The following is a 21,651-nucleotide window of genomic DNA, read 5'->3' as shown; positions in this document are numbered from 1 at the left end:
CGCCCTGCGCCGCAACGGAGCAAGGAGTCCGACATGAAACTGGCGTGGATACTCTGGCTGTCGCACGTGTTGCCGCAGCCGGCCGCAGATTCGCTGTGCCTGTCCACCACCGTCTACCTGGAAGCGCGCGACCAGTCCGTCCTTGGCCAGCAGGCCGTGGCCGAGGTCGCATTGCGCCGGCGCGACAGTGGCCTGTGGGGTCACAACCTGTGCCAGGTGGTGACCGCACGCAAGCAGTTCGCCCCCACCATCGTCTCGCCGCAGACCCGCCTGTCCAACATCCAGGCCTGGTCGGAAGCGGTGGGCGTCGCGCTGGAGTCCGAACGCAACTGGGCGCTGCCGCGCAACCAGCGCAAACTGGTGGTCCCCGGCGCCAGCCATTTCGCCGCCCACGCCATCGCCAGCCCGAGCTGGAACAGCGCCTTCCAGGTGGCGACCATCGGCGACCACACCTTCTATAGAGTGCAGAGCCTGCGTCCCGCCAAGCGCGGCTGACCGACGCGGACGGCACGCAGCGTTGCGCGTGCCGGCATCGACGCGCCAGCGGCGATTGCCGATAGTGGCGACCTTTGCTCAGGAAGCCATGCGATGAAGCTCTATTCCTCTCCCGGTGCCTGCTCGCTCACCGACCACATCGTCCTGCACTGGATCGGCGCGCCGTTCGAAGTGCAGTTGGTCACCCGCGAGCAGCGCAACACGCCGGAATTCCGCGCCATCAATCCGGCCGGCGCGGTGCCGGCGCTGCAGGTCGGCGACTGGGTGCTGACCCAGAACTCCGCGATCCTGCACTACCTGACCGACCGCTTCCCCGAAGCCGGCCTGTGCGGCGACGGCACCCCGGAGAGCCGCGCCGAGGTCAACCGCTGGCTGGCCTTCGTCAATGCCGACCTGCATCCCGCATTCAAGCCGCTGTTCGGCGCCACCGCCTATCTTGAAGATCCGGCGCTGATCGAGAAGTCGCACCTCGCCGCCCGCAAGCAGCTGCGCGGACTGTTCGAGCGCGCCGATACCAGGCTGGCGGGCCGCGACTGGTTGGCCGATTCCCGCTCGATCGCCGACCCCTACCTGTTCGTGGTGACGCAGTGGGCCAAGAAGACCGGGGTGGACCTGTCCGGCCTGGACAACCTCGCCCGCTTCGACGCGCGCATGGCCGCCGACCCCGGCGTGCAGGCGGCGATGAAAGCCGAAGGCCTGCTCTGAGCCGCCATCACCCGGCGACAAAAAAGGCCGCGTACATACGCGGCCTTCTTCGTGAACAGCACCCCTCTCAGCGCCGGTCGATCGGCACGAAGCTGCGGTCTTCCGGCCCGGTGTAGTTGGCCGACGGGCGGATGATCTTGCCGTCGATGCGCTGCTCGATGATGTGGGCGCTCCAGCCGCTGGCGCGGGCGATCACGAACAGCGGGGTGAACATCGCGGTGGGCACGCCCATCATGTGATAGCTGACCGCGCTGAACCAGTCGAGGTTGGGGAACATCTTCTTGATGTCCCACATCACCGACTCCAGGCGCTCGGCGATGTCGTACATCTTCATGTTGCCCTGCTCTTCCGACAGGTCCTTCGCAACCTGCTTGATCACCTTGTTGCGCGGATCGGACACGGTGTAGACCGGGTGGCCGAAACCGATCACCACCTCCTTGCGCTCCACCCGGGCCTTGATGTCGGCCTCCGCCTCGTCCGGCGTCTCGTAACGCTTCTGGATTTCGAAGGCGACCTCGTTGGCACCGCCATGCTTGGGTCCGCGCAGCGCGCCGATGCCGCCGGCGATGCAGGAATGCATGTCGCTGCCGGTGCCGGCGATGACGCGGCAGGTGAAGGTGGAGGCGTTGAACTCGTGTTCGGCGTACAGGATCAGCGAGGTGTGCATCGCCCGCACCCACGACTCCGGCGGCGGCTCGCCGTGCAGCAGGTGCAGGAAGTGGCCGCCGATGCTGTCGTCATCGGTTTCGACATCGATGATCCGGCCGTTGTGGCTGTAGTGGTACCAGTACAGCAGCATCGAACCGAGGCTGGCCATCAGCTTGTCGGCGATGTCGCGCGCGCCGGGATGGTTGTGGTCGTCCTTCTCCGGCGACACGCAGCCCAGCACCGACACGCCGGTGCGCATCACGTCCATCGGGTGGGCCGACGGCGGCAGCTCCTCCAGCGCCGCCTTGACCGCGGCCGGGATGCCGCGCAGTGCCTTCAGCTTGGCCTTGTAGGCGCGCAGCTCGGCCCGGTTCGGCAGCTTGCCGTGCACCAGCAGGTGGGCGATTTCCTCGAACTCGCTGGTGGTGGCGAGGTCCAGGATGTCGTAGCCGCGGTAGTGCAGGTCGTTGCCGCTGCGGCCGACGGTGCACAGCGCGGTGTTGCCGGCGGCGGTACCGCTCAGGGCGACGGATTTCTTCGGCTTGAAGCCGGGGGTGGTTTGTTCGCTCATGCTTGCCTCCTCGCAATTGCCTTCGCCGTCGTCCCGCGAAAGCGGGAATCCAGCGCCTGCCGTTCTCTGAAGATCAAATGCCGGATTCCCGCTTTCGCGGAAACGACGGGCGCGGTTACTTCTTCGACGCGAACAGCGTATCGAGCTTGTCTTCGTAGGCGTGGTAGCCCAGGAAGTCGTACAGTTCGGCGCGCGTCTGCAGGGTGTCGATGATGTTCTTCTGGGTGCCCTCGCGGCGCACCGTTTCGTAGAAATTGAGCGCTGCCTTGTTCATCGCGCGGTACGCGCCGCAGCAGTACAGCGCCATGTCCACGCCGGCATCGCGCAGCTCGTCGGTGGTGAAGAACGGCGTGCTGCCGAACTCGGTGAGGTTGGCCAGGATCGGCACCTTCACCGCCGCCTTGAACTTGCGGTAGTCGTCCAGCGTCTTCATCGCCTCGGGGAAGATCATGTCGGCGCCGGCTTCGACGTAGGCCACGGCGCGCTCGATCGCGCTGTCGATGCCCTCCACCGCCGCTGCATCGGTGCGCGCCATGATCACGAAGCCGGGATCAAGGCGCGCATCCACCGCCGCCTTGACCCGGTCGACCATCTCCTCCTTCGGCACCACTTCCTTGCCGGGACGGTGGCCGCAGCGCTTCTGCCCGACCTGGTCCTCCATGTGCACGGCGGCCACGCCGATGCGCTCGAAACTGCGGATGGTGCGTCCGATGTTGAACGCCCCGCCCCAACCGGTGTCGATGTCGACCAGCAGGGGCATCCCCGTGGCATCCACGATGCGGCGCGCATCGGTCAGCACGTCTTCCATGGTGCTGATGCCGAGGTCCGGCATGCCCAGCGAATTGGCGGCCACGCCGCCGCCGGACAGGTACAAGGCCTTGTAGCCGATGCGCTTGGCCATCAGGCCGGCGTATGCGGTAATCGCGCCCATGACCTGCAGGGGGGCTTCTTCCTGGACGGCGGCCCGGAAACGGGCGCCTGCGGAGACTTGGCTCATGCGAACTCCGGCAAAAGGCCATTTTAGCCCAAGCCGTCCCGCTTACCCGCCCGGCGTCGCCCCGGGATCGACCGCATCGGCGACGCGGCAGACGCGGTTGCGCCCGGCCGCCTTGGCCCGGTACATCGCGTGGTCCGCGGCGCTCGCCAAGGCCGCCAGCCCCCCGCTGTCGCCGGTCCGCTCGGCCGCACCGATGCTGACGGTCAGCGCCGCGCCTTTGGCATGGGCGGCCAGCAGCGCGGCTGCCTCCACCTGCCGCCGGATCGCCTCCGCCACCGCGCAAGCCGCGTCCAGCGCCAAGCCCGGCAACGCCACCACCAGCTCGTCGCCACCGCAGCGCGCAGTGATGCCCCTTCCGCCGACCGCCGCGCGCATCGCTCCGGCGACGCCAAGCAGGACCTCGTCGCCCACCTGATGGCCGAACCGGTCGTTGACCGATTTGAAGTCATCGATGTCCACCCACAGCAGGCAGCAGGGACTGCCCTCGCGCGCGCAGGCCGCCAACAGCTGCGACGCCCGGTCCTCGAATTCGCGGCGATTCAGCAGGCCGGTGAGCGGATCGTGCACCGCCATCCGCTCCAGCTCGTCCTGCAGGCGCTTGCGTTCGGTGACATCCTGGCCGATCGTGATCGAGCCGATCCCGCCGCTCTCGCTGAAAAATCGCCGCTGGTTCCAGGCCATCGTCCTGACCTGGCCGTCCTTGCACCGGATGCGGGTTTCGAAGCCTTCAACTTCGGCGCCATCGTCGAGAATGGTGCGCACCCGCCGCGCGATGTCGTCGCGATAAGCCTCGTCCGGGTACAGCCAGTCCCACACGACGTCGCGGCCAACCACCTCCTCGCGCCGGTAACCGCTGATCTGCTCGGCGGCCTTGTTCCACACCGTGACCCGCGCGCCAGCGTCCAGCACGTTGATCCAGATGTTGGCGTTGTCGATGATGCTCTCGCGGAACTGGTTGAGCAGGTCCAGGTCATCGCGCTGCTGGCGCTGGCGCAGCGCCTGGGCCGCCTCGCTGCACAGCAGCCGATGGAGCACGGCGTACAGCAGGAGGGCGGTGATGCACACGTAGAGCCAGCCCTTCCAGGTCTGCGCGTACGAGACGTGCACCGGATCCTGGAACATTGCCTCGACCAAACGGTCCGACCCCAGGATCCACAGCATGCCCAGCAGCAGATAGACCAGCGCAATCAGCAGCGCCCGGTTCGCCGCCAGCTTCAGCAGCGGGTGGCGCCCCTGCGCCGCAGGCGCGTCCGGTCCGACCTTGTTCTCCCCCATGGCGCTACTAAACGCCGTCCGGCCGATACATGCAAGCACCCCAGGCATGGAAAAGGCGGCCCGAAGGCCGCCTTCCCTCGCACCGCGTGGCCCGCTATCGGTTCAGAGCAGGTGGGCGACGCCCGCGCGCTCTTCCTCCAGTTCGGCCAAGGTCTTGTCCATCGCGGCGCGGCTGAACTCGTCCACCGGCAGGCCTTCCACGCGGGTGTACTCGCCGTTGGCGCAGGTCACCGGCACGCCGTACATCACGCCCTCCGGGATGCCGTAGCTGCCGTCGGACGGCACGCCCATGGTCACCCACTTGCCGTTGGTGCCCAGCGCCCAGTCGCGCATGTGGTCAATGGCGGCGTTGGCGGCCGAGGCGGCCGAGGACAGGCCGCGCGCCTCGATGATGGCGGCGCCGCGCTTGCCGACGGTCGGGATGAAGGTGTTGGCGTTCCAGTCGGCGTCGTTGATCCTGTCCTTCAGCGAGGCGCCGTTGACGGTGGCGAAGCGGTAGTCCGGGTACATGGTCGGGCTGTGGTTGCCCCACACCACCAGCTTCTCGATGTCGGCCACGGCCACGCCGGCCTTGTTGGCCAGCTGCGACAGCGCGCGGTTGTGGTCCAGGCGCAGCATCGCGGTGAAGTTCTTCGCCGGCAGGTCCGGCGCCGACTTCATCGCGATGTAGGCATTGGTATTGGCCGGGTTGCCGACCACCAGCACCTTCACGTTGCGGCTGGCCACCTTGTTCAGCGCGGCGCCCTGGGCGGTGAAGATCTTGGCGTTCTCCAGCAGCAGGTCCTTGCGCTCCATGCCCGGGCCGCGCGGACGCGCGCCGACCAGCAGGGCGTAGTCGGCGTCCTTGAACGCGACTTCCGGATCGTCGGTGCCGACCATGCCGGCCAGCAGCGGGAACGCGCAGTCCTCCAGCTCCATCATCACGCCGCGCAGCGCGGCCTGGGCCTTGTCCAGCGGCAGCTCCAGCATCTGCAGGATGACCGGCTGGTCCTTGCCCAGCATCTCGCCGGAGGCGATGCGGAACAGCAGGGCGTAGCCGATCTGGCCGGCGGCGCCGGTGACGGCAACTCGAACGGGGGTCTTCATCTGTGGGGGCTCCTGTGGGGCGGGCACGGCCCGCCGTCTAGCGATTCATGGGGATGGCGAGGCGGAACACGCCGCCTCAGGCCAGCTCGGCGAAGAACTCCTGGAAACGCGCCAGGCCGGGGGCCAGCTGCGGCGTCGGGCAGGTGTAGCTGATGCGCAGCGCCTTCGGCTCGCCGAACGCCGAGCCCGGCACGCAGGCCACGCCCTTGGCTTCCAGCAGTGCGTTGCAGAAGTCGACGTCGTTTTCGATCTTCACGCCGTTGTGCGACTTGCCGAACGCGCAGCTGATGTCCGGGAACACGTAGAACGCGCCCTGCGGGCGCGGGCAGACCACGCCGGGGATGGCGTCCATCACCGCCATGACCTGGTCGCGCTTGGCCTGGAACTCCACGCGCTTCTGCTCGGGCACGTCCTGCGGGCCGGTCAGCGCGGCGATGCCGGCGGCATTGACCACCTCCGGCACGTTGGTGATGTGGTTGGAGTTCAGCGTCACCAGCGCCTTGGCCACCGCCTCCGGCCCGACCATGAAGCCCAGGCGCCAGCCCGGCATGCCGTAGGTCTTGGACAGCGAGTCGAGGAAGATCACGCGGTCGCGCAACTCGGGACGGGCGAGCACGAAGTTGTAGTACTCCAGCCCGTCGAACAGCATGCGGTTGTAGATGTCGTCGGCGATGATCCAGGTGTCCGGGTGCTTCACCAGCACGTCGGCCAACGCGACCACCTCGTCCTTCGTGTACACCATGCCCGTCGGATTGGACGGGTTGTTGAACAGGAACACCTTCGGCTTAGAAGCCAGCGCCTCGTCGAGCTGCTGGGGGGTCAGCTTGTAGTTCTGGCTGGCCGGGCACGGCAGCAGCTGGATCTTCGCGTTGACGATCTCGGCGATGTCGACGTAGCTGGTCCAGTACGGTGCCGGGAAGGCGATGGTGTCGCCCTCGTCCAGCAGCGCCTCGGCCAGGTTGTAGATCACGTGCTTGGCGCCGATGCCGGTCGCGCAGTTGGCGCGGGTGTAGCCGGTCAGGCCGATATGCTCGACGTGCTGCAGCAGGGCGTCCAGCAGCGCATCCGGGCCGCGGTTGCTGCCGTACTGGCCGCTATCCTTGTCCACCGCCTGGCGCGCGGCTTCGTACACGTGCGGGCCGGGCAGGAAGTTCGGTACGCCGATGGAGAAGCTGATGATGTCGCGGCCGTCAGCCTTGAGGCGCTTGGCCTTTTCGGCGACCTGCATGATGACGCTGGGCTTGGCGCGACTCATGCGCCGGGCGAGCTGAGGCATCGTGGGGAACCTCGGGAAATGGCCGCGGACGCGGCAATGGACGTTGGAATGAGCCCCGTGATGTTAGCACAGCACCCCACCCGGCCCAGGGCCGCCCAACCCGCGCAAACGGCGTCGCCCCGGTACTTGCGGCTGTTCCCGCTGCTGCTGGCGGCACTGCTTTCGGGCTGCGCCCCGAGGGCGCTGGAGCGGACCGGCCCCACTGCCGCGGCATTCGAGGTGCGCGGCCGCATTGCCTTGGTGGAGGCGGACATCGCGCTGGCCGAGCTGCGCTCCGACGGCACCGCGATTCCGCGCGTCGAATGGGGCGCGGCTGCGCGCCTGCTGTACGCGCAGGCAGCCCGCGAAGTGCTGGGCCGGCAGGCCATCGCCACCGTCGATCACGGACCGGTCGCTTCGGGCGGGCCGGGCGGTGGCCTGCACGCGACCGCAACGGCGGTGCCTGCCGCCGCTGACGACGCCCGGACAGCTTCAGTGCGGGCGGAGATGACGCAGATGTCGCGCGCCACCGGCGCCGACTACGGGCTGTTCACCCATCTGCGCGGCAGCCATGCCACCCGCGGCCGCGCCGCCTTGCACGCGGCGGGGCGCCTGCTGGTGGGCGGCGATATGGGCGGCGACACCCAGGAAGCGGAGGCATGGCTGGTGGAGCTGCGCTCCGGACAGGTGGTGTGGCGAAACCGGACGTCGGGGCCGCAAGGCGACCTGCGTACCCTCGAAGGCGCGCGTCGCGTCGCGGCGACGCTGTTGGCGGGACTGCATGGCCCGGCGCCTGCCGCCCGGCATTGACCCTGACCGGCAAGGCCGCGCTGCGCCCGCGTCGCGGCAGCGGCGTGACGCCGGCGCCGCCACGCCGCGGGCAACCGGCGGTCAGGCCGCCAAGATCTTGTTCCATTCGGCCACGCGGTCGGCCCTTGCGGCCAGCGCGGCGTCGGCGTCGCCTTCGATCTTCACCGACTTGATCACGTCGCCCTGCTGGACGGCATCGACCACCTCGATGCCCTCGATCACCTTGCCGAACACGGTGTGCTTGCCGTCCAGCCAGCCGCAGGGCACGTGGGTGATGAAGAACTGGCTGCCGTTGGTGTTCGGCCCGGCATTGGCCATCGACAGCACGCCGCGCTCATGGCCAAGGCCGTTGTTGGCCTCGTCCTCGAAGCGGTAGCCCGGGCCGCCGCGGCCGGAGCCTTCGGGGCAGCCGCCCTGGATCATGAAATCGGCGATCACGCGGTGGAAATTCAGGCCGTCGTAGAAGCCGCGCTTGGCCAGGTTGACGAAATTGGCCACCGTCAGCGGGGCTTTGTCGGCGGCCAGCTCGACCTTGATCAGGCCGCGGTCGGTGTCGAAATTGGCGATCAGGCTCATTCTGTTCATCTCCGGATGCCCGGACGGGCACATGAACCCTATATAATAGCCGGCTTCCCATCCGTCATTGCCGCGCCCTGCCGTCTCGTAGACGGTATCCGGGTGCGGTTTCCACGAGCCCTTCCGAATGTCCGTCGAACGCCTCCGCAACATCGCCATCGTCGCCCACGTCGACCACGGCAAGACCACCCTCGTCGATTGCCTGCTGAAGCAGTCCGGCACCCTCAACGAGCGCACGGTGCTGGCCGAACGCGTGATGGACAGCAACGACCAGGAAAAGGAACGCGGCATCACCATCCTGGCCAAGAACACCGCCATCACCTGGCAGGGCAACCGCATCAACATCGTCGACACCCCCGGCCATGCCGACTTCGGCGGCGAGGTCGAGCGCGTGCTGTCGATGGTCGACTCGGTGCTGATTCTGGTGGACGCGATGGACGGCCCGATGCCGCAGACCCGCTTCGTCACCCAGAAGGCGTTCGCGATGGGCTTCAAGCCCATAGTGGTAGTCAACAAGGTCGACCGCCCCGGCGCCCGCCCGGACTGGGTGATCGACCAGGTGTTCGACCTGTTCGACAAGCTCGGCGCCACCAACGAGCAGCTGGACTTCCCGATCGTCTATGCCTCTGGCCTGAACGGCTATGCCGGCATGGAAGACACCGTGCGCAGCGGCGACATGACCCCGCTGTACGAGGCGATCATGAAGTACGTGCCGGCGCCGGAAGTGGAAACCGAAGGCCCGTTCCAGATGCGCATCTCGCAGCTGGACTACAACAATTTCGTCGGCGTCATTGGTATCGGCCGCATCCAGCGCGGCACGCTGAAGAAGAACATGCCGGTCACCGTGATCGACCGCGAGGGCAAGAAGCGCCAGGGCAAGGTGCTGCAGGTGCTCGGCTTCATGGGCCTGGAGCGGATCGAGCAGGACAGCGCGGAAGCCGGCGACATCGTCGCCATCTCCGGCATCGCGGAGCTCAGCATCTCCGACACCGTGTGCTCCGTCGACATGCCGGAAGCACTGCCGGCGCTGACCGTGGACGAGCCCACCATCTCGATGACCTTCCAGGTCAACAACTCGCCGTTCGCCGGCAGCAAGGACCTCTCCGGCGGCAAGTTCCTGACCAGCCGCCAGCTCAAGGACCGGCTGGAGCGCGAGACCGTGCACAACGTGGCGCTGAAGGTCGAGCAGCTGGAGGACGCCGACAAGTTCCTGGTCTCCGGCCGCGGCGAGCTGCATCTGTCGGTGCTGATCGAGACCATGCGCCGCGAGGGCTACGAGCTGGCGGTGTCGCGCCCCGAGGTCATCATCAAGGAGATCGACGGCCAGCTGATGGAGCCGATCGAGCAGCTCGTCGTCGACGTGGAGGAAACCCACCAGGGCGGCGTGATGGAGAAGCTCGGCATGCGCAAGGGCCAGCTGAAGAACATGGAGTCCGACGGCAAGGGCCGCGTGCGCCTGGACTACATGATCCCGGCGCGCGGCCTGATCGGTTTCCAGAACGAGTTCAAGACCCTGACCCAGGGCTCGGGCCTGCTGTTCCACGTGTTCGACCACTACGGCCCGAAGGAAACCGGCCCCATTGCCAAGCGCCTCAACGGCGTGATGATCGCCAACGCCGCCGGCCCCACCCCGGCCTATTCGCTGGGCCCGCTGCAGGAGCGCGGCAAGCTGTTCGCCGCCGAAGGCGACCAGGTCTACGAAGGCCAGCTGGTCGGCATCCACAGCAAGGACAACGACCTCACCGTCAACGTCATCAAGACCAAGCCGCTGACCAACATGCGCGCCTCCGGCAAGGACGATGCGATCCAGCTGACCCCGGCCACCAAGTTCTCGCTGGAGCAGGCGCTGGACTTCATCGACGACGACGAGCTGGTCGAGATCACCCCGAAGGAAATCCGCCTGCGCAAGAAACTCTTGACCGAGAGCGACCGCAAGCGGGCCAGCCGCGCGGCCTGATCCGGGCCCCCCGGCCGCTTCATCGCATCGGGAACGGCATGAGCCAGCAGCATTACAACCCGGATCCGCACGCGCATCCGGGCCTGCATGCCATCGCCCTGTTCGAAGTGGCCAAAGGCGCGCTGGCGCTGCTGGCCGCCAGCGGCCTGGAACTGCTCGGCCCGGCGCCGCTGCGGCGCTGGGTGCAAGAGCTGATCACCCGCTTCCACTTCGACCCGAACCACGGCGCGCTGGCGTGGTTGAACGGCGCGATCAGCCCCGATGGCATCCACCTCGCCGCGCTGGTCGCGGCGCTGTACGGCGTGATGCATCTGCTGGAGGGCTGGGGCCTGTGGCGCGCGAAGGCCTGGGCCTCGTGGCTGGGCTGCGTCACCGTCTCCCTGTACCTGCCGTTCGACCTGTACGCGCTGGTGAAGCACCCCGGCTGGCTGTCGCTGGCGGTGGTAGCGATCAACCTGCTGGTGCTGTGGGTGCTGGCGCGCGACCTGGTGATCCGCCGGCGCTGAATCGCCACTTGCCTGCACCGGCGCACCGGGCAATGCTTGCGGCTCTTACCGGGAGCCTCGCCGATGCGCCACTTGCCGCTTGCCCTCACGATCGCCGCCCTGCTTACCGCCTGCCAGCCCGGCGCGCAGCAGCCCGCACCTGACCCGAGCAAGCCCACGGCATCCGCCACCGCGTTCGCCTTCGATGAGGCCAACGTCACCGACCTGCAACGGCAGATGGTATCCGGCACGCTGACCAGCCGCGCACTGGTGCAGGCCTACCTCGACCACATCGCCGCCATCGATGACGCCGGCCCGACGCTTGGCGCCGTCATCGAAACCAATGCGCAGGCACTGCGGGAAGCCGACGCCCTGGACGCCGAGCGCAAGGCCGGCAAGACGCGCGGCCCGCTGCACGGCATCCCGGTGCTGCTGAAGGACAACATCGACGCCACGCCGATGGTCAATTCCGCCGGCTCGCTGGCACTGGCGGAGCATCGCCCGAAGACCGATGCCTTCCTGGTCGCGAAACTGCGCGAGGCCGGCGCGGTGATCCTCGGCAAGACCAACCTGTCGGAGTGGGCCAACTTCCGCTCGACGCGTTCGACCTCCGGCTGGAGCGGGCGCGGCGGGCAGACGAAGAATCCCTACGCGCTCGACCGCAATCCCTGCGGATCGAGTTCCGGCACCGGCAGCGCCATCGCCGCCAACCTCGCCACCCTCGGCATCGGCACCGAGACCGACGGCAGCATCATCTGCCCCTCCGCCGTGGCGGGCCTTGTCGGCATCAAGCCCACGGTGGGGCTGGTCAGCCGCAGCGGCATCATCCCGATCTCGGTCTCGCAGGACACCGCCGGCCCGATGGCGCGCAGCGTCGCCGACGCCGCCGCGCTGCTGACCGCGATCGCTGCGCCGGATGCCAACGACCCCGCCGCGTCCGAACGCAGGGACGCCACGCCCATCGACTACACCGCGCACCTCAAGCCCGGCGCGCTGGAAGGCGCGCGTATCGGTGTCGTGCGCAAGCTGATGGGCTATCACCCGGATACCGATGCAGCGATGGAGCGCGCCATCGCCGCGATGCAGGCCGCGGGCGCGACCGTGGTCGATGCGGAGATCCCGACGCTCGGAAAATGGGACGCCGACGAGTTCGAGATGATGCTGTACGAGTTCAAGGACGGCCTCAATGCCTACCTCGCCGGCAGCGGCGCCCCGCACAAGGACATGGCCGCGCTGATCGATTTCAACACGCGGCATGCGACGCAGGAGATGCCCTTCTTCGCGCAGGAAATCTTCGAGCGGGCGAATGCGAAAGGCCCGCTGACCGATAAGGCCTATGCCGCTGCGCGCGACAAGGCGCGCCGGCTGGCCGGCCCGGAAGGCATCGACGCCGCGCTGGAGAAACAGCACCTCGATGCGCTGGTCGCACCGGCGATGTCACCCGCATGGCCCACCGATCCGGTCAACAGCGACCATTTCCTGGGCGCCGGCTACAGTGCTGCCGCGGTCGCCCGCTACCCCAGCCTCACCGTGCCGATGGGCAGCGTACATGGCCTACCGGTCGGCCTCGTGTTCATGGGCACCGCCTGGAGCGAGCCGCGCTTGATCGAGCTGGGCTACGCCTACGAACAGGCCAGTAAGGCGCGCACGCCTCCGAAGTTCCTGCCGACGCTGCTGCCGGAAGCTCCCGGCGCAACCCGCTGACTGTTATTCGGCGAGGCGGAGCCGGCCGATACGGCCGGCATCGCCGCTGAACCAGGCGACGCCGCCGGCGATCTCCACTGCGTCGAACCCCACGTCGGACAGCGGCGCCCACGCCTTGCCGTCCCAGCGATCCACGCCGGCAGGCCCGGCGGCGATGCAAGGCAGGCCTGCACCCGCGCAGGCAACGCCGGAGCGGAATCCGCGCGGAGCCGGCGCAATCCGCAACGTGCCGCCGTCGAACGCTGCGGCATTGCCGGGCGCGGTTTCCGCCCTGTAGTCGCCGCCCACCGCGAACCAGCCAGCGCCGGACACCGCCACCGAAAAAACACCTGCCTCCGGCTTGCCGCGCGACATCTGCGGATCGAACGCCTGCCATGCCCCGCCGTCCCTGCGCACCAGCACCCGCGCGGTGTTGCCGGTCGCAATGGCAAGCGCACCACGCAGGCGCGCGATGCAGGTGCCGCTGGCGGCATATGCGGCTTCGTCGGGCAGCGCCTGCGGCGCATCGCCCAGCTGCATCCAGCTGCGGCCACCGTTGCGGGTCATGAACAACTGGAAGCGGCCATCGACCGGATCACCCAGCAGCCAGCCGCGCTCGCCCTCGAACGCCATGCAATCGAAGAAACCACGTTCATCGCGATTGCGCAGCACCTGCGCCCATGTCGCGCCGCCGTCTTCGGTGCGGTAGATGCGCGAGCTTTCGCCCGGGCCAATACTCAAGGCCAGCGCGGTGTTCGCATCGAACGCTTGGATGTCGCGGAAATCGAGCTGCTGCGCACCGGGCACCGGGTGTTGCTGCCAATGCGCGCCGCCATCGACGGTGCGAAGCACGATGCCGTTGCGTCCGCTGGCCCACGCCACATCCGCATCCACCGCGGAAAGCCCGCGCAGGCGCACGTCCACGCCGCTGCGTTGCAATTCCAGCTCCGCCGGCTGCCGCGCCGATGCGCCGGCGCAAGCCAACAGCAAAGCCAGCGCGAAGCCGCGTGCAATCACGTGAGCTGTCCGCGCTTGCGCACGATCAGCATGGCGATCTCCAGCGCCTGCTCGTAGTTCAGGCGCGGATCGACGGTGGTGCGGTAGTCGCGCTGCAGGTCCACTTCGGTCAGCTGGCGCGCGCCACCGAGGCATTCGGTTACGTTCTCGCCGGTCAGCTCCAGGTGCACGCCGCCCAGCCGCGTGCCGGCCGCCTCGTGCAGGTCGAACGCCTGCTCGATCTCGCTGCGGATGTTCTTGAACTGGCGGGTCTTGTAGCCATTGCTGGTGGATTCGGTATTGCCGTGCATCGCATCGCAGATCCACAGCACGCGGCGGCCTTCGCGCTTCACCGCGTCCAGCAGCGGCGGCAGCTTGTCGGCGATGTGCTCCGCGCCCATGCGGTGGATCAGCCCCAAGCGGCCCGGCTCGTCGTCGGGATTCAGCGCATCGATGACGCGCAGCAGCTGGTCCGGCGTCACCGACGGCCCCACCTTCACCGCCACCGGGTTGCGGATGCCGCGGAAGTATTCGAGGTGCGCGCCGTCCAGCGCGGCGGTGCGCATGCCGATCCACGGGAAATGCGTGCTCAGGTTGAACCAACCGTCCGCGCGCGGCACCTGGCGCGTTTGCGCCTCTTCGTAGTGCAGCAGCAATGCCTCGTGCGAGGTGTAGAAATCGACCCGGTTGAGGCTCTGCATGCGCCGCCCGGCCAGCGTCTCCATGAAACGCACGGCATCGCCGATGCCGGCCACCATCTTCTGGTAATCGGCTGCATGCGGCGACTGGCTGACCCAGCCCAGTCCCCAGTATTCGGGATGGTGCAGGTCGGCGAAACCGCCGTCGATCAGCGACCGCACGAAGTTCATCGTCATCGCCGAACGCGCATGCGCCTTGATCATCCGGCGCGGATCCGGCCGGCGCGCCTGCCCGGTGAACTCGGGGCTGTTAACGATATCGCCGCGGTAACTGGGCAAGGTCACGCCGTCGCGCGTCTCGGTGTCGGCCGAACGCGGCTTGGCGTACTGGCCGGCAAACCGGCCCACGCGCACCACCGGCACCTTCAGCCCGTGCACCAGCACCAGGCTCATCTGCAGCAGCACCTTGAGCCGATTGGAGATCACGTCCGAATTGCATTCGGCGAACGTCTCGGCGCAGTCGCCACCTTGCAGCAGGAAACGCTCGCCTTCCTGGGCTTCGGCCAACTGCTGCTTGAGCGAAAGGATCTCGCGCGAAGTCACCAGCGGCGGCAGCGCGCGCAGTTCTTCCTGGGTCGCCGCCAGTTCGGCCGCATCCGGATAGGTCGGCATCTGCAGCGCGGGCTTGCCGCGCCAGCTGTCAGGCGCCCAGTCGGGCGTGCGCGAAGCGGAAATGGCAGTGGCGTTGGCGGTGGACATGATCAGGAAAACCGGATGTGTTGCATCGCATCATCCCGTCCCCTCGGCGCCACCGCAACCGTTACCTTCGGAACAGATGGGAATGACGCCGCTGGAATCCTGCATACAGCGCGCCCAGCCCCAACGCGACGAACCAGACCAGCGCCCACATCGGCATGCTCAGCCCAAGGAACTGCCAGTCGATGCTGCTGCAGTCGCCATTGGCCAGCAGCACCTTGCGCACCACACCCAGCCACGAATTCTGTTCGACCAGGAAGTTCCAGCCCGGCGTACAGGTCGGCAGCTCCGGCGGATGCAACTGCACCCATGAATGCCGCCCCGCCACGCCCATGCCGGCGGCAGCGGCGGCGAACGCCAGCACGCCCCACCACTTGCGCGCGCCCTGCGCACGCGGCGCGTGCATGGCGCCCAGCAGGAACACGACGCCGAGTGCGGCGAAGCAAAGGCGCTGGAAGATGCAGAACGGGCAAGGCTCGATGCCGAGCTTGAACTGCACGAACAGCGCATAACCCAGCAATGCGGCACAACAGGCGAAGCCCAAGAGGAACTGCCTGCGGAACGACCATCGGAACGGATTCATGCCAACGCCTTCGATCAATCGCTCTGATTATGCTGCAGTTCACGCAAAAACGAAAAACCCCGGTTGCCCGGGGTTTTCGATGACGCGCTTGGCGATGCCGGGATTACTCGGCAGCCTGCGGACGATCCACCAGCTCCACGTAAGCCATCGGCGCATTGTCACCGGCGCGGAAGCCGCACTTGAGGATGCGCAGGTAGCCGCCCGGACGCTGCGCGTAGCGCGGGCCCAGCACGGTGAACAGGGTGCCGACCGCTTCCTTGTCGCGCAGGCGCGAGAAGGCCAGACGGCGATTGGCCACGCCGTCGGTCTTGGCCAGGGTGATCAGCGGCTCGGCCACGCGGCGCAGTTCCTTGGCCTTGGGCAGGGTGGTGCGGATGATTTCGTTCTTGATCAGCGACGCCGCCATGTTCGAGAACATCGCACTGCGGTGGGCGCTGGTGCGGTTGAACTTGCGGCCGGATTTCTGGTGGCGCATGGGTGTGATTCCTGATGAAGGTTGAAACGATGGAGTTCGCTGTCGTCGTCCTGACGTTGGAGTCTTGGGCTGCGGGTGGCCCGAACCGGCGTCCCTTGCCGGTCATGCCGCGAACTTTGGTTCGTCGGCGGTATTACTGGTTCAAGAAAAGCTAAAGCAGAGCGGGAGCCGCGGCTGCGCCGCGTTTGCACCGCCGGCCCGGCGCGGCGCGCCGGGCGTTCGCGGACCCCAGCCGTTGCCTGAGGGCAACGGCTAGGCGCCGTCCACTCACCCCATCATGCCGTGGCTGGCGACGCCGGCCGGCGGCCAGTTCTCCAGCTTCATGCCCAGCGACAGGCCCTTCTGGGCCAGCACTTCCTTGATCTCGGTGAGCGACTTCTTGCCCAGGTTCGGAGTCTTGAGCAGCTCCACTTCGGTCTTCTGGATCAGGTCACCGATGTAGTAGATGCTCTCGGCCTTGAGGCAGTTGGCCGAACGCACCGTTAGCTCCAAGTCGTCGATCGGGCGCAGCAGCAGCGGATCGACGCCGGTGCTGGCCTGCGGCTTGGCGCCGCGGTCGCGATGGGTGAAATCGCCGAACACCGACAGCTGGTCGGTGAGGATGTCGGCAGCGGTACGCACCGCCTCTTCCGCATCGATGGTGCCGTTGGTCTCGATCTCCATCACCAGCTTGTCGAGGTCGGTACGCTGCTCGACGCGCGCGGCTTCCACCGCGTAGGCGACGCGCCGGACCGGGGAGAACGAAGCATCCAGCATGAGGCGACCGATGGTGCGGGTCTCCTCGTCCGGGCGGCGGCGCGCGGAGGCCGGCTGGTAGCCGAAACCGCGGCTGATGGTGAGGCGCATGTTCAGCGCCACGTCCTTGGTCAGGTTGGCGATCACGTGGTCGGGGTTGAGCACCTCGACGTTGTGGCTGGTCTTGATGTCGCCGGCGGTGACGACGCCCGGACCCTGCTTCTTCAGCTCCAGGGTGTCGGTGTCGCCGCTGTGCATGCGGATGGCGACGTCCTTGAGGTTCAGCAGGACCTCGAGCACGTCCTCCTGCAGGCCTTCGACCGTGGTGTACTCGTGCAGCACGCCGTCGATCTCGACTTCGGTGATCGCGAAGCCGGGGATCGAGGACAGCAGCACGCGACGCAGCGCATTGCCCAAGGTGTGGCCGTAACCGCGCTCCAGCGGCTCGATCACGACCTTGGCGCGGTTGTCGGTGATGCGCTCGATCTGCGGTCCGCGCGGACGCAGCACTTGGGTGGCGGTAACCGTCATTCGTGGTGTCTCCTGCTGGCCTGCGCGCTGGGCGCAGGCCGGTGGCAATGGCTTACTTCGAGTACAGCTCGACGATCAGCGCTTCGTTGATGTCGCTGGGCAGGTCGGCCCGGTCCGGCACGGCCTTGAACACGCCGGCGAACTTGTTCGAATCCACCTCGACCCACGAGGGCGACAGGTTCATCTGCTCGGCCAGGGTCAGCGACTCCTTGACGCGCAGCTGCTTCTGGGCCTTCTCGGACAGGGCGATGGCATCGCCGGCCTTGACCGCGTAGGACGGCAGATTGACCGGCTTGCCGTTGACGGTCACACCGCGGTGGCTGACCAGCTGGCGCGCGGCCGGACGGGTGACGGCGAAGCCCATGCGATAGACGACGTTATCCAAGCGGGTTTCCAGCAGCTGCAGCAGGTTCTCGCCGGTGTTGCCCTTCTTGGTAGCGGCCTTCTTGTAGTAGTTGCGGAACTGGCGCTCCAGCAGGCCGTAGATGCGCTTGACCTTCTGCTTCTCGCGCAGCTGGGTGGCGTAGTCGGACAGCTTGCCCTTGCGGGCGGTGGCGCCGTGCTGGCCGGGCTTCTGCTCCAGCTTGCACTTCGAATCGAGCGCGCGGGCCGGCGACTTCAGCGACAGGTCGGTGCCTTCGCGGCGGGCGAGCTTACAGGTGGGACCGATATAACGAGCCATGTTCTAGGTGCTCCCGCGCGTCAGACGCGACGCTTCTTCGGCGGACGGCACCCGTTGTGCGGGATCGGCGTCACGTCGATGATGTTGAGGATCTTGTAGCCGACGTTGTTCAGCGAACGAACGGCGGATTCTCGGCCCGGACCCGGACCCTTGATGCGCACTTCCAGCGCCTTCACGCCGTAGTCCAGCGCTGCCTTGCCGGCCTTCTCGGCGGCAACCTGCGCGGCGAACGGCGTGGACTTGCGGGAACCGCGGAAACCCGCGCCGCCCGAAGTCGCCCAACTCAGGGCGTTGCCCTGGCGGTCGGTGATGGTGATGATCGTGTTGTTGAACGAAGCGTGGACATGCGCGATGCCGTCGGTGACGACGCGCTTGATCTTCTTCTTGGTCTTGGTTGCTGCCGGCTTGGCCATGATGTCTGTTCCTTACTTCTTGATGGCCTTGCGCGGGCCCTTGCGGGTGCGCGCATTGGTGCGGGTGCGCTGGCCGCGCAGCGGCAGGCCACGGCGATGGCGCAGGCCGCGGTAGCAGCCCAGGTCCATCAGACGCTTGATGGCCATGCCGACTTCGCGACGCAGGTCGCCCTCGACGATGAACTTGCCGACTTCGGCGCGCAGCCGCTCGACTTCCGGCTCGGACAGGTCGCGGATCTTGGTCGACGAGCTCACGCCAGCCGACTCGCAGACCTGCTTGGAACGGGTACGGCCAATGCCGTAGATGCTTTGCAGCCCGACCCAGACGTGCTTCTGGGCAGGCAGGTTGACGCCTGCAATACGCGCCATAAGGCGATCTCCGATAAACGAAATGACGCCGAACCGGGAGATTCGACGTGGGAAACGTGAAATTGTAACCCAATCCCGACTTGTCAGGAAGCCAGGGCAAGCCCTGGCCCGGCATGGGGAGTGTGCCCATGCTCCGGCGATGGCCCCGGACTGGCAGCGCCTGGCCCTTGCCGGGCCGGCCTGCCCGCGCACTACTCTGGTGCGCGGATCGGTCCGGGGCCACCCGCACGCGGGATCGTCGCGCGGGTCGCCCATTTGCCGGTTCGCGCGTTCGTCGAACCGGCGGTTGTCACGTGCCCGCAGCAGCTGCGGGCTGGATGCACGGCCCGATCAGCGGGCGCCGCGCCCCTTGAGGTTCGCCTTCTTCAGCAGGCTCTCGTACTGGTGGGACATCAGGTGCGCCTGGATCTGCGCGATGAAGTCCATCACCACCACCACCACGATCAGCAGCGAGGTGCCGCCGAAGTAGAACGAAGCGCCCATCTCGGTGCGCATGACTTCCGGCAGCAGGCAGACCAGCACCAGATAGAGCGAACCGGCCGCGGTGAGTCGGGTCAGCACGCCGTCGATGTACTCGCCGGTCGCCTTGCCCGGGCGGATGCCGGGGATCAGCGCGCCGGACTTCTTCAGGTTGTCCGCGGTTTCCTGCGAGTTGAAGACCAGCGCCGTGTAGAAGAACGCGAAACCGACGATCAGCGCCGCCAGCAGGATCATGTGCAGCGGCTCGCCGGGCGACAGCATCTGGCTGACCTTCTGCAACCACATCGTAGCGGGGCTGCCGGACTGGCCGAACCAGGTCGACGCGGTGGCCGGGAACATGATGATCGACGATGCGAAGATCGGCGGAATCACGCCCGACATGTTGAGCTTGAGCGGCAGGAACGAGCTCTGGTTCTGGTAGCCGCCGCGTGCACCCTGGCGGCGCGCATAGTTCACGGTGATGCGGCGCTGGCCGCTCTCCATGAACACCACGAACCAGGTCACTGCCAGCACGATCGCCAGGATGAAGAACACCGTGATCCACTGCATGTCGCCGCTGTTGGCCTGCTGCAGGGTGTTGAGCACCGCGCCAGGCAGGCCGGCGACGATGCCGGCGAAGATGATCAGGGAGACGCCGTTGCCAATGCCGCGCTCGGTCACCTGCTCGCCGAGCCACATCAGGAACACGGTACCGGCGGTCAGCGACACCACCGCGGTCACCACGAAGCCGATGCCCGGGTTGTACACGACCGGGACGCCGCCACTGGCGCCCTGCCCCTGCAGCGCGATGGCGATGCCCGCGGCCTGGAACACCGCCAGGAACACCGAGCCAACGCGCGAGTACTGGGTGATCTTGCGTCGACCCGACTCGCCTTCCTTCTGCAGCGCCTTCAGGCTGGGCAGGATCTGCACCATCAGCTGCATGACGATGGACGCCGAGATGTACGGCATCACGTTCAGCGCGAACAGGCTGAACCGCGCGAGCGCACCGCCCGAGAACATGTTGAACATGTCCACGACGGTGCCCTTCTGCGAGTCCATCAGCTGCAGCATGGCTTCGGGATTGACGCCCGGCACCGGGATGAAACACCCGATGCGATAGACAATCAGCGCACCGATGACGAAGAGGAGGCGCGAGCGAAGTTCGGTGAACTTGCCCGCGCCCATCAGGCCTGCCAATGCTCCCGCACTGCGCGACATGCCGTTCTTACTCCGCCAGCTTGCCGCCGGCCGCCTCGATCGCGGCCTTGGCGCCGGCGGTCGCAGCAATGCCCTTGAGCACGTAGGCCTTGGTCACTTCGCCCTTGGAGACGACCTTGGCGCGCTTGGCGGTGCTGGGAACCAGCTTCGCTGCGCGCAGGGCCGCGAAGTCGACTTCCCCGGCCGGGAGCAGGTCCAGCTTGTACAGCAGCACTTCGGCGCAGTCGTTGGCCAGCTTCGAGCGGAAGCCGATCTTGGGCAGGCGACGCTGCATGGGGATCTGGCCGCCTTCGAAACCGGCCTTGATCTTGCCCTTGCCGGAACGCGCGAACGAACCCTTGTGGCCGCGACCGGCGGTCTTGCCGAGGCCGGAACCGATGCCACGGCCAACGCGGGTGCGCTCCTTGCGGGCGCCGTCTGCGGGCTTGAGCGTGTTGAGCTTCATGTGATTACTCCTCCACCTTCACCAGGTAGTGGACCTTGTTGATCAGGCCACGAACCTGCGGGCTGTCCTTGAGTTCGCGGACGCTGTTGAGCTTGCCGAGGCCGAGCGCCTTGACCGACAGGCGATGGCGCGCTTGGGTGCCGCGCAGGCCCTTGACCAGGCGGACCTTGATGGTCTTGTCGTTAGCCATTGACTAGATCCTCCACCTTCTTGCCGCGCTTTGCCGCGATCTTCGCCGGGGAGTGCATCGACTCCAGGCCCTTGATCGTGGCGCGCACCAGATTGATCGGATTGCGCGAGCCAACCGCCTTGGCCAGCACGTTCTTGACGCCAACCGCTTCCAGCACGGCGCGCATCGCGCCGCCGGCGATCACCCCGGTACCTTCGGAAGCAGGCTGCATGAACACGCGGGCCGCACCGTGACCGGCCTTCACCTGGTGATGCAGGGTGCCGTTGTTCAGGTCGACCGAACTCATGCCCTTGCGCGCCTGCTCCATCGACTTCTGGATGGCAACCGGCACTTCGCGTGCCTTGCCATAGCCGAAACCGACCTTGCCGGCGCCGTCGCCCACCACCGTCAGCGCGGTGAAGGTGAACTGGCGGCCACCCTTGACGGTCTTGCTGACGCGATTGACGGCGATCAGCTTCTCGATCATGCCGTCATCGACTTTTTCCTCGCGGGGACCGCGATCGCGGCCGCGGGATTCGCGCTGTTCTGCCATTTCGATGTCTCGATTATTGAGGGGATTTGCGGCTTCGCCGCTTATGGTTGTTGAGTACCGCGGACGTTCCGCGACCGCCGCAA

General features: G+C 67.2%; 24 protein-coding genes. 6 read left to right on the top strand and 18 right to left on the bottom strand.

What is annotated here, in order from left to right; translation table 11 throughout:
- The first annotated feature begins 33 nt into the window (after positions 1-33).
- Together SPK54_RS02310 and SPK54_RS02305 are read left to right on the top strand one after the other, a co-directional pair.
- Complete coding sequence (locus tag SPK54_RS02310; protein ID WP_330946316.1) at positions 34-495, top strand: cell wall hydrolase; 462 nt, start codon at positions 34-36, stop codon at positions 493-495.
- Positions 496-588: 93 nt separating this feature from the next.
- Positions 589-1,200 (top strand): glutathione S-transferase N-terminal domain-containing protein, encoded by a 612-nt coding sequence (locus tag SPK54_RS02305; protein WP_330946315.1) that lies wholly within the window; start codon positions 589-591, stop codon positions 1,198-1,200.
- A gap of 67 nt (positions 1,201-1,267) precedes the next feature.
- Here the strand turns inward: SPK54_RS02305 and prpC are convergent, their stop codons facing one another.
- The 5 genes from prpC to SPK54_RS02280 all read right to left on the bottom strand — a co-directional run bounded on the left by prpC (position 1,268) and on the right by SPK54_RS02280 (position 7,053).
- Positions 1,268-2,419 carry a 2-methylcitrate synthase gene (prpC, locus tag SPK54_RS02300; protein ID WP_330946314.1) on the bottom strand — a complete coding sequence of 384 codons (1,152 nt, stop codon included), beginning with the start codon at positions 2,417-2,419 and terminating at the stop codon, positions 1,268-1,270.
- A 115-nt stretch (positions 2,420-2,534) separates the two neighbouring features.
- Positions 2,535-3,416 (bottom strand): methylisocitrate lyase, encoded by an 882-nt coding sequence (gene prpB, locus SPK54_RS02295; protein ID WP_330946313.1) that lies wholly within the window; start codon positions 3,414-3,416, stop codon positions 2,535-2,537.
- A 42-nt stretch (positions 3,417-3,458) separates the two neighbouring features.
- On the bottom strand, positions 3,459-4,691 hold the full coding sequence (locus SPK54_RS02290) for a sensor domain-containing diguanylate cyclase (RefSeq protein ID WP_330946312.1): 1,233 nt from the start codon (positions 4,689-4,691) through the stop codon (positions 3,459-3,461).
- A 102-nt stretch (positions 4,692-4,793) separates the two neighbouring features.
- A complete protein-coding gene (locus SPK54_RS02285) occupies positions 4,794-5,777 on the bottom strand; it encodes a malate dehydrogenase (RefSeq protein ID WP_330946311.1) in 984 nt (327 codons plus the stop codon).
- A 76-nt stretch (positions 5,778-5,853) separates the two neighbouring features.
- Positions 5,854-7,053: a pyridoxal phosphate-dependent aminotransferase gene (locus SPK54_RS02280; RefSeq protein ID WP_330946310.1), complete on the bottom strand. Its 1,200-nt coding sequence runs from the start codon at positions 7,051-7,053 to the stop codon at positions 5,854-5,856.
- Positions 7,054-7,179: 126 nt separating this feature from the next.
- On the opposite strand from SPK54_RS02280, the gene SPK54_RS02275 reads away from it, so the two are divergent.
- Positions 7,180-7,842, top strand: coding sequence for a hypothetical protein (locus tag SPK54_RS02275; protein ID WP_330946309.1), 663 nt, complete (start codon positions 7,180-7,182; stop codon positions 7,840-7,842).
- A gap of 81 nt (positions 7,843-7,923) precedes the next feature.
- On the opposite strand, the gene SPK54_RS02270 is transcribed toward SPK54_RS02275, so the two are convergent.
- Positions 7,924-8,418 carry a peptidylprolyl isomerase gene (locus SPK54_RS02270; protein ID WP_330946308.1) on the bottom strand — a complete coding sequence of 165 codons (495 nt, stop codon included), beginning with the start codon at positions 8,416-8,418 and terminating at the stop codon, positions 7,924-7,926.
- A gap of 127 nt (positions 8,419-8,545) precedes the next feature.
- On the opposite strand from SPK54_RS02270, the gene typA reads away from it, so the two are divergent.
- The 3 genes from typA (at position 8,546) to SPK54_RS02255 (ending at position 12,564) form a co-directional block, all read left to right on the top strand.
- Positions 8,546-10,375, top strand: a complete 1,830-nt coding sequence (gene typA, locus SPK54_RS02265) for a translational GTPase TypA (protein ID WP_330946307.1) — start codon at positions 8,546-8,548, stop codon at positions 10,373-10,375.
- A gap of 38 nt (positions 10,376-10,413) precedes the next feature.
- Positions 10,414-10,881 (top strand): DUF2127 domain-containing protein, encoded by a 468-nt coding sequence (locus SPK54_RS02260; RefSeq protein WP_330946306.1) that lies wholly within the window; start codon positions 10,414-10,416, stop codon positions 10,879-10,881.
- Between the two features lie 63 nt (positions 10,882-10,944).
- Positions 10,945-12,564: an amidase gene (locus SPK54_RS02255; protein WP_330946305.1), complete on the top strand. Its 1,620-nt coding sequence runs from the start codon at positions 10,945-10,947 to the stop codon at positions 12,562-12,564.
- 3 nt (positions 12,565-12,567) lie between these two features.
- Here SPK54_RS02255 and SPK54_RS02250 read toward each other — a convergent pair whose 3' ends face one another.
- The 12 genes from SPK54_RS02250 to rpsE form a co-directional block, all read right to left on the bottom strand.
- A complete protein-coding gene (locus SPK54_RS02250) occupies positions 12,568-13,560 on the bottom strand; it encodes a YCF48-related protein (RefSeq protein ID WP_330946304.1) in 993 nt (330 codons plus the stop codon).
- Positions 13,557-14,936 carry a 3-deoxy-7-phosphoheptulonate synthase class II gene (locus SPK54_RS02245; protein WP_330946303.1) on the bottom strand — a complete coding sequence of 460 codons (1,380 nt, stop codon included), beginning with the start codon at positions 14,934-14,936 and terminating at the stop codon, positions 13,557-13,559. The genes SPK54_RS02250 and SPK54_RS02245 overlap by 4 nt, the downstream gene beginning before the upstream one ends.
- 61 nt (positions 14,937-14,997) lie before the next feature.
- Positions 14,998-15,516 (bottom strand): disulfide bond formation protein B, encoded by a 519-nt coding sequence (locus SPK54_RS02240; protein ID WP_330946302.1) that lies wholly within the window; start codon positions 15,514-15,516, stop codon positions 14,998-15,000.
- A 103-nt stretch (positions 15,517-15,619) separates the two neighbouring features.
- Positions 15,620-15,991, bottom strand: a complete 372-nt coding sequence (rplQ, locus tag SPK54_RS02235) for a 50S ribosomal protein L17 (protein ID WP_187569708.1) — start codon at positions 15,989-15,991, stop codon at positions 15,620-15,622.
- Between the two features lie 267 nt (positions 15,992-16,258).
- Complete coding sequence (gene rpoA, locus SPK54_RS02230) at positions 16,259-17,257, bottom strand: DNA-directed RNA polymerase subunit alpha (protein WP_028839574.1); 999 nt, start codon at positions 17,255-17,257, stop codon at positions 16,259-16,261.
- 52 nt (positions 17,258-17,309) lie between these two features.
- Complete coding sequence (gene rpsD, locus SPK54_RS02225) at positions 17,310-17,939, bottom strand: 30S ribosomal protein S4 (RefSeq protein ID WP_330946301.1); 630 nt, start codon at positions 17,937-17,939, stop codon at positions 17,310-17,312.
- Between the two features lie 20 nt (positions 17,940-17,959).
- A complete protein-coding gene (gene rpsK, locus SPK54_RS02220; protein WP_028839572.1) occupies positions 17,960-18,352 on the bottom strand; it encodes a 30S ribosomal protein S11 in 393 nt (130 codons plus the stop codon).
- 12 nt (positions 18,353-18,364) lie between these two features.
- Entirely contained in the window at positions 18,365-18,721 is a 357-nt protein-coding gene (gene rpsM / locus SPK54_RS02215) for a 30S ribosomal protein S13 (protein WP_330946300.1), read from the bottom strand.
- Positions 18,722-19,051: 330 nt separating this feature from the next.
- Positions 19,052-20,401, bottom strand: a complete 1,350-nt coding sequence (gene secY / locus SPK54_RS02210; protein ID WP_330946299.1) for a preprotein translocase subunit SecY — start codon at positions 20,399-20,401, stop codon at positions 19,052-19,054.
- 7 nt (positions 20,402-20,408) lie between these two features.
- A complete protein-coding gene (rplO, locus tag SPK54_RS02205; protein WP_330946298.1) occupies positions 20,409-20,846 on the bottom strand; it encodes a 50S ribosomal protein L15 in 438 nt (145 codons plus the stop codon).
- A 4-nt stretch (positions 20,847-20,850) separates the two neighbouring features.
- Positions 20,851-21,036 carry a 50S ribosomal protein L30 gene (gene rpmD / locus SPK54_RS02200; RefSeq protein WP_330946297.1) on the bottom strand — a complete coding sequence of 62 codons (186 nt, stop codon included), beginning with the start codon at positions 21,034-21,036 and terminating at the stop codon, positions 20,851-20,853.
- Positions 21,029-21,568 (bottom strand): 30S ribosomal protein S5, encoded by a 540-nt coding sequence (gene rpsE / locus SPK54_RS02195; protein ID WP_330946296.1) that lies wholly within the window; start codon positions 21,566-21,568, stop codon positions 21,029-21,031. The genes rpmD and rpsE overlap by 8 nt, the downstream gene beginning before the upstream one ends.
- Between the last annotated feature and the right edge of the window lie 83 nt (positions 21,569-21,651).

It is taken from the genome of Thermomonas sp. LB-4, from assembly GCF_036409385.1.
Taxonomy (GTDB): Bacteria; Pseudomonadota; Gammaproteobacteria; order Xanthomonadales; family Xanthomonadaceae; genus Thermomonas.
The sequence above is the reverse complement of the archived record's forward strand: the minus strand, read 5'-3'. Positions and strand labels throughout refer to the sequence as shown.

Excerpts from the sequence above, each read along its gene's own strand:
- rpoA (WP_028839574.1), bottom strand. The coding sequence starts at position 17,257 with ATGACGGTTACCGCCACCCAAGTGCTGCGTCCGCGCGGACCGCAGATC.
- typA (WP_330946307.1), top strand. The coding sequence starts at position 8,546 with ATGTCCGTCGAACGCCTCCGCAACATCGCCATCGTCGCCCACGTCGAC.
- SPK54_RS02240 (WP_330946302.1), bottom strand. The coding sequence starts at position 15,516 with ATGAATCCGTTCCGATGGTCGTTCCGCAGGCAGTTCCTCTTGGGCTTC.
- prpC (WP_330946314.1), bottom strand. The coding sequence starts at position 2,419 with ATGAGCGAACAAACCACCCCCGGCTTCAAGCCGAAGAAATCCGTCGCC.
- rpmD (WP_330946297.1), bottom strand. The coding sequence starts at position 21,036 with ATGGCTAACGACAAGACCATCAAGGTCCGCCTGGTCAAGGGCCTGCGC.
- prpB (WP_330946313.1), bottom strand. The coding sequence starts at position 3,416 with ATGAGCCAAGTCTCCGCAGGCGCCCGTTTCCGGGCCGCCGTCCAGGAA.
- SPK54_RS02270 (WP_330946308.1), bottom strand. The coding sequence starts at position 8,418 with ATGAGCCTGATCGCCAATTTCGACACCGACCGCGGCCTGATCAAGGTC.
- rpsD (WP_330946301.1), bottom strand. The coding sequence starts at position 17,939 with ATGGCTCGTTATATCGGTCCCACCTGTAAGCTCGCCCGCCGCGAAGGC.
- rplO (WP_330946298.1), bottom strand. The coding sequence starts at position 20,846 with ATGAAGCTCAACACGCTCAAGCCCGCAGACGGCGCCCGCAAGGAGCGC.
- SPK54_RS02255 (WP_330946305.1), top strand. The coding sequence starts at position 10,945 with ATGCGCCACTTGCCGCTTGCCCTCACGATCGCCGCCCTGCTTACCGCC.
- rpsE (WP_330946296.1), bottom strand. The coding sequence starts at position 21,568 with ATGGCAGAACAGCGCGAATCCCGCGGCCGCGATCGCGGTCCCCGCGAG.
- secY (WP_330946299.1), bottom strand. The coding sequence starts at position 20,401 with ATGTCGCGCAGTGCGGGAGCATTGGCAGGCCTGATGGGCGCGGGCAAG.
- SPK54_RS02305 (WP_330946315.1), top strand. The coding sequence starts at position 589 with ATGAAGCTCTATTCCTCTCCCGGTGCCTGCTCGCTCACCGACCACATC.
- SPK54_RS02285 (WP_330946311.1), bottom strand. The coding sequence starts at position 5,777 with ATGAAGACCCCCGTTCGAGTTGCCGTCACCGGCGCCGCCGGCCAGATC.
- SPK54_RS02260 (WP_330946306.1), top strand. The coding sequence starts at position 10,414 with ATGAGCCAGCAGCATTACAACCCGGATCCGCACGCGCATCCGGGCCTG.
- rpsM (WP_330946300.1), bottom strand. The coding sequence starts at position 18,721 with ATGGCGCGTATTGCAGGCGTCAACCTGCCTGCCCAGAAGCACGTCTGG.
- SPK54_RS02290 (WP_330946312.1), bottom strand. The coding sequence starts at position 4,691 with ATGGGGGAGAACAAGGTCGGACCGGACGCGCCTGCGGCGCAGGGGCGC.
- rplQ (WP_187569708.1), bottom strand. The coding sequence starts at position 15,991 with ATGCGCCACCAGAAATCCGGCCGCAAGTTCAACCGCACCAGCGCCCAC.
- SPK54_RS02310 (WP_330946316.1), top strand. The coding sequence starts at position 34 with ATGAAACTGGCGTGGATACTCTGGCTGTCGCACGTGTTGCCGCAGCCG.
- SPK54_RS02280 (WP_330946310.1), bottom strand. The coding sequence starts at position 7,053 with ATGCCTCAGCTCGCCCGGCGCATGAGTCGCGCCAAGCCCAGCGTCATC.
- SPK54_RS02245 (WP_330946303.1), bottom strand. The coding sequence starts at position 14,936 with ATGTCCACCGCCAACGCCACTGCCATTTCCGCTTCGCGCACGCCCGAC.
- rpsK (WP_028839572.1), bottom strand. The coding sequence starts at position 18,352 with ATGGCCAAGCCGGCAGCAACCAAGACCAAGAAGAAGATCAAGCGCGTC.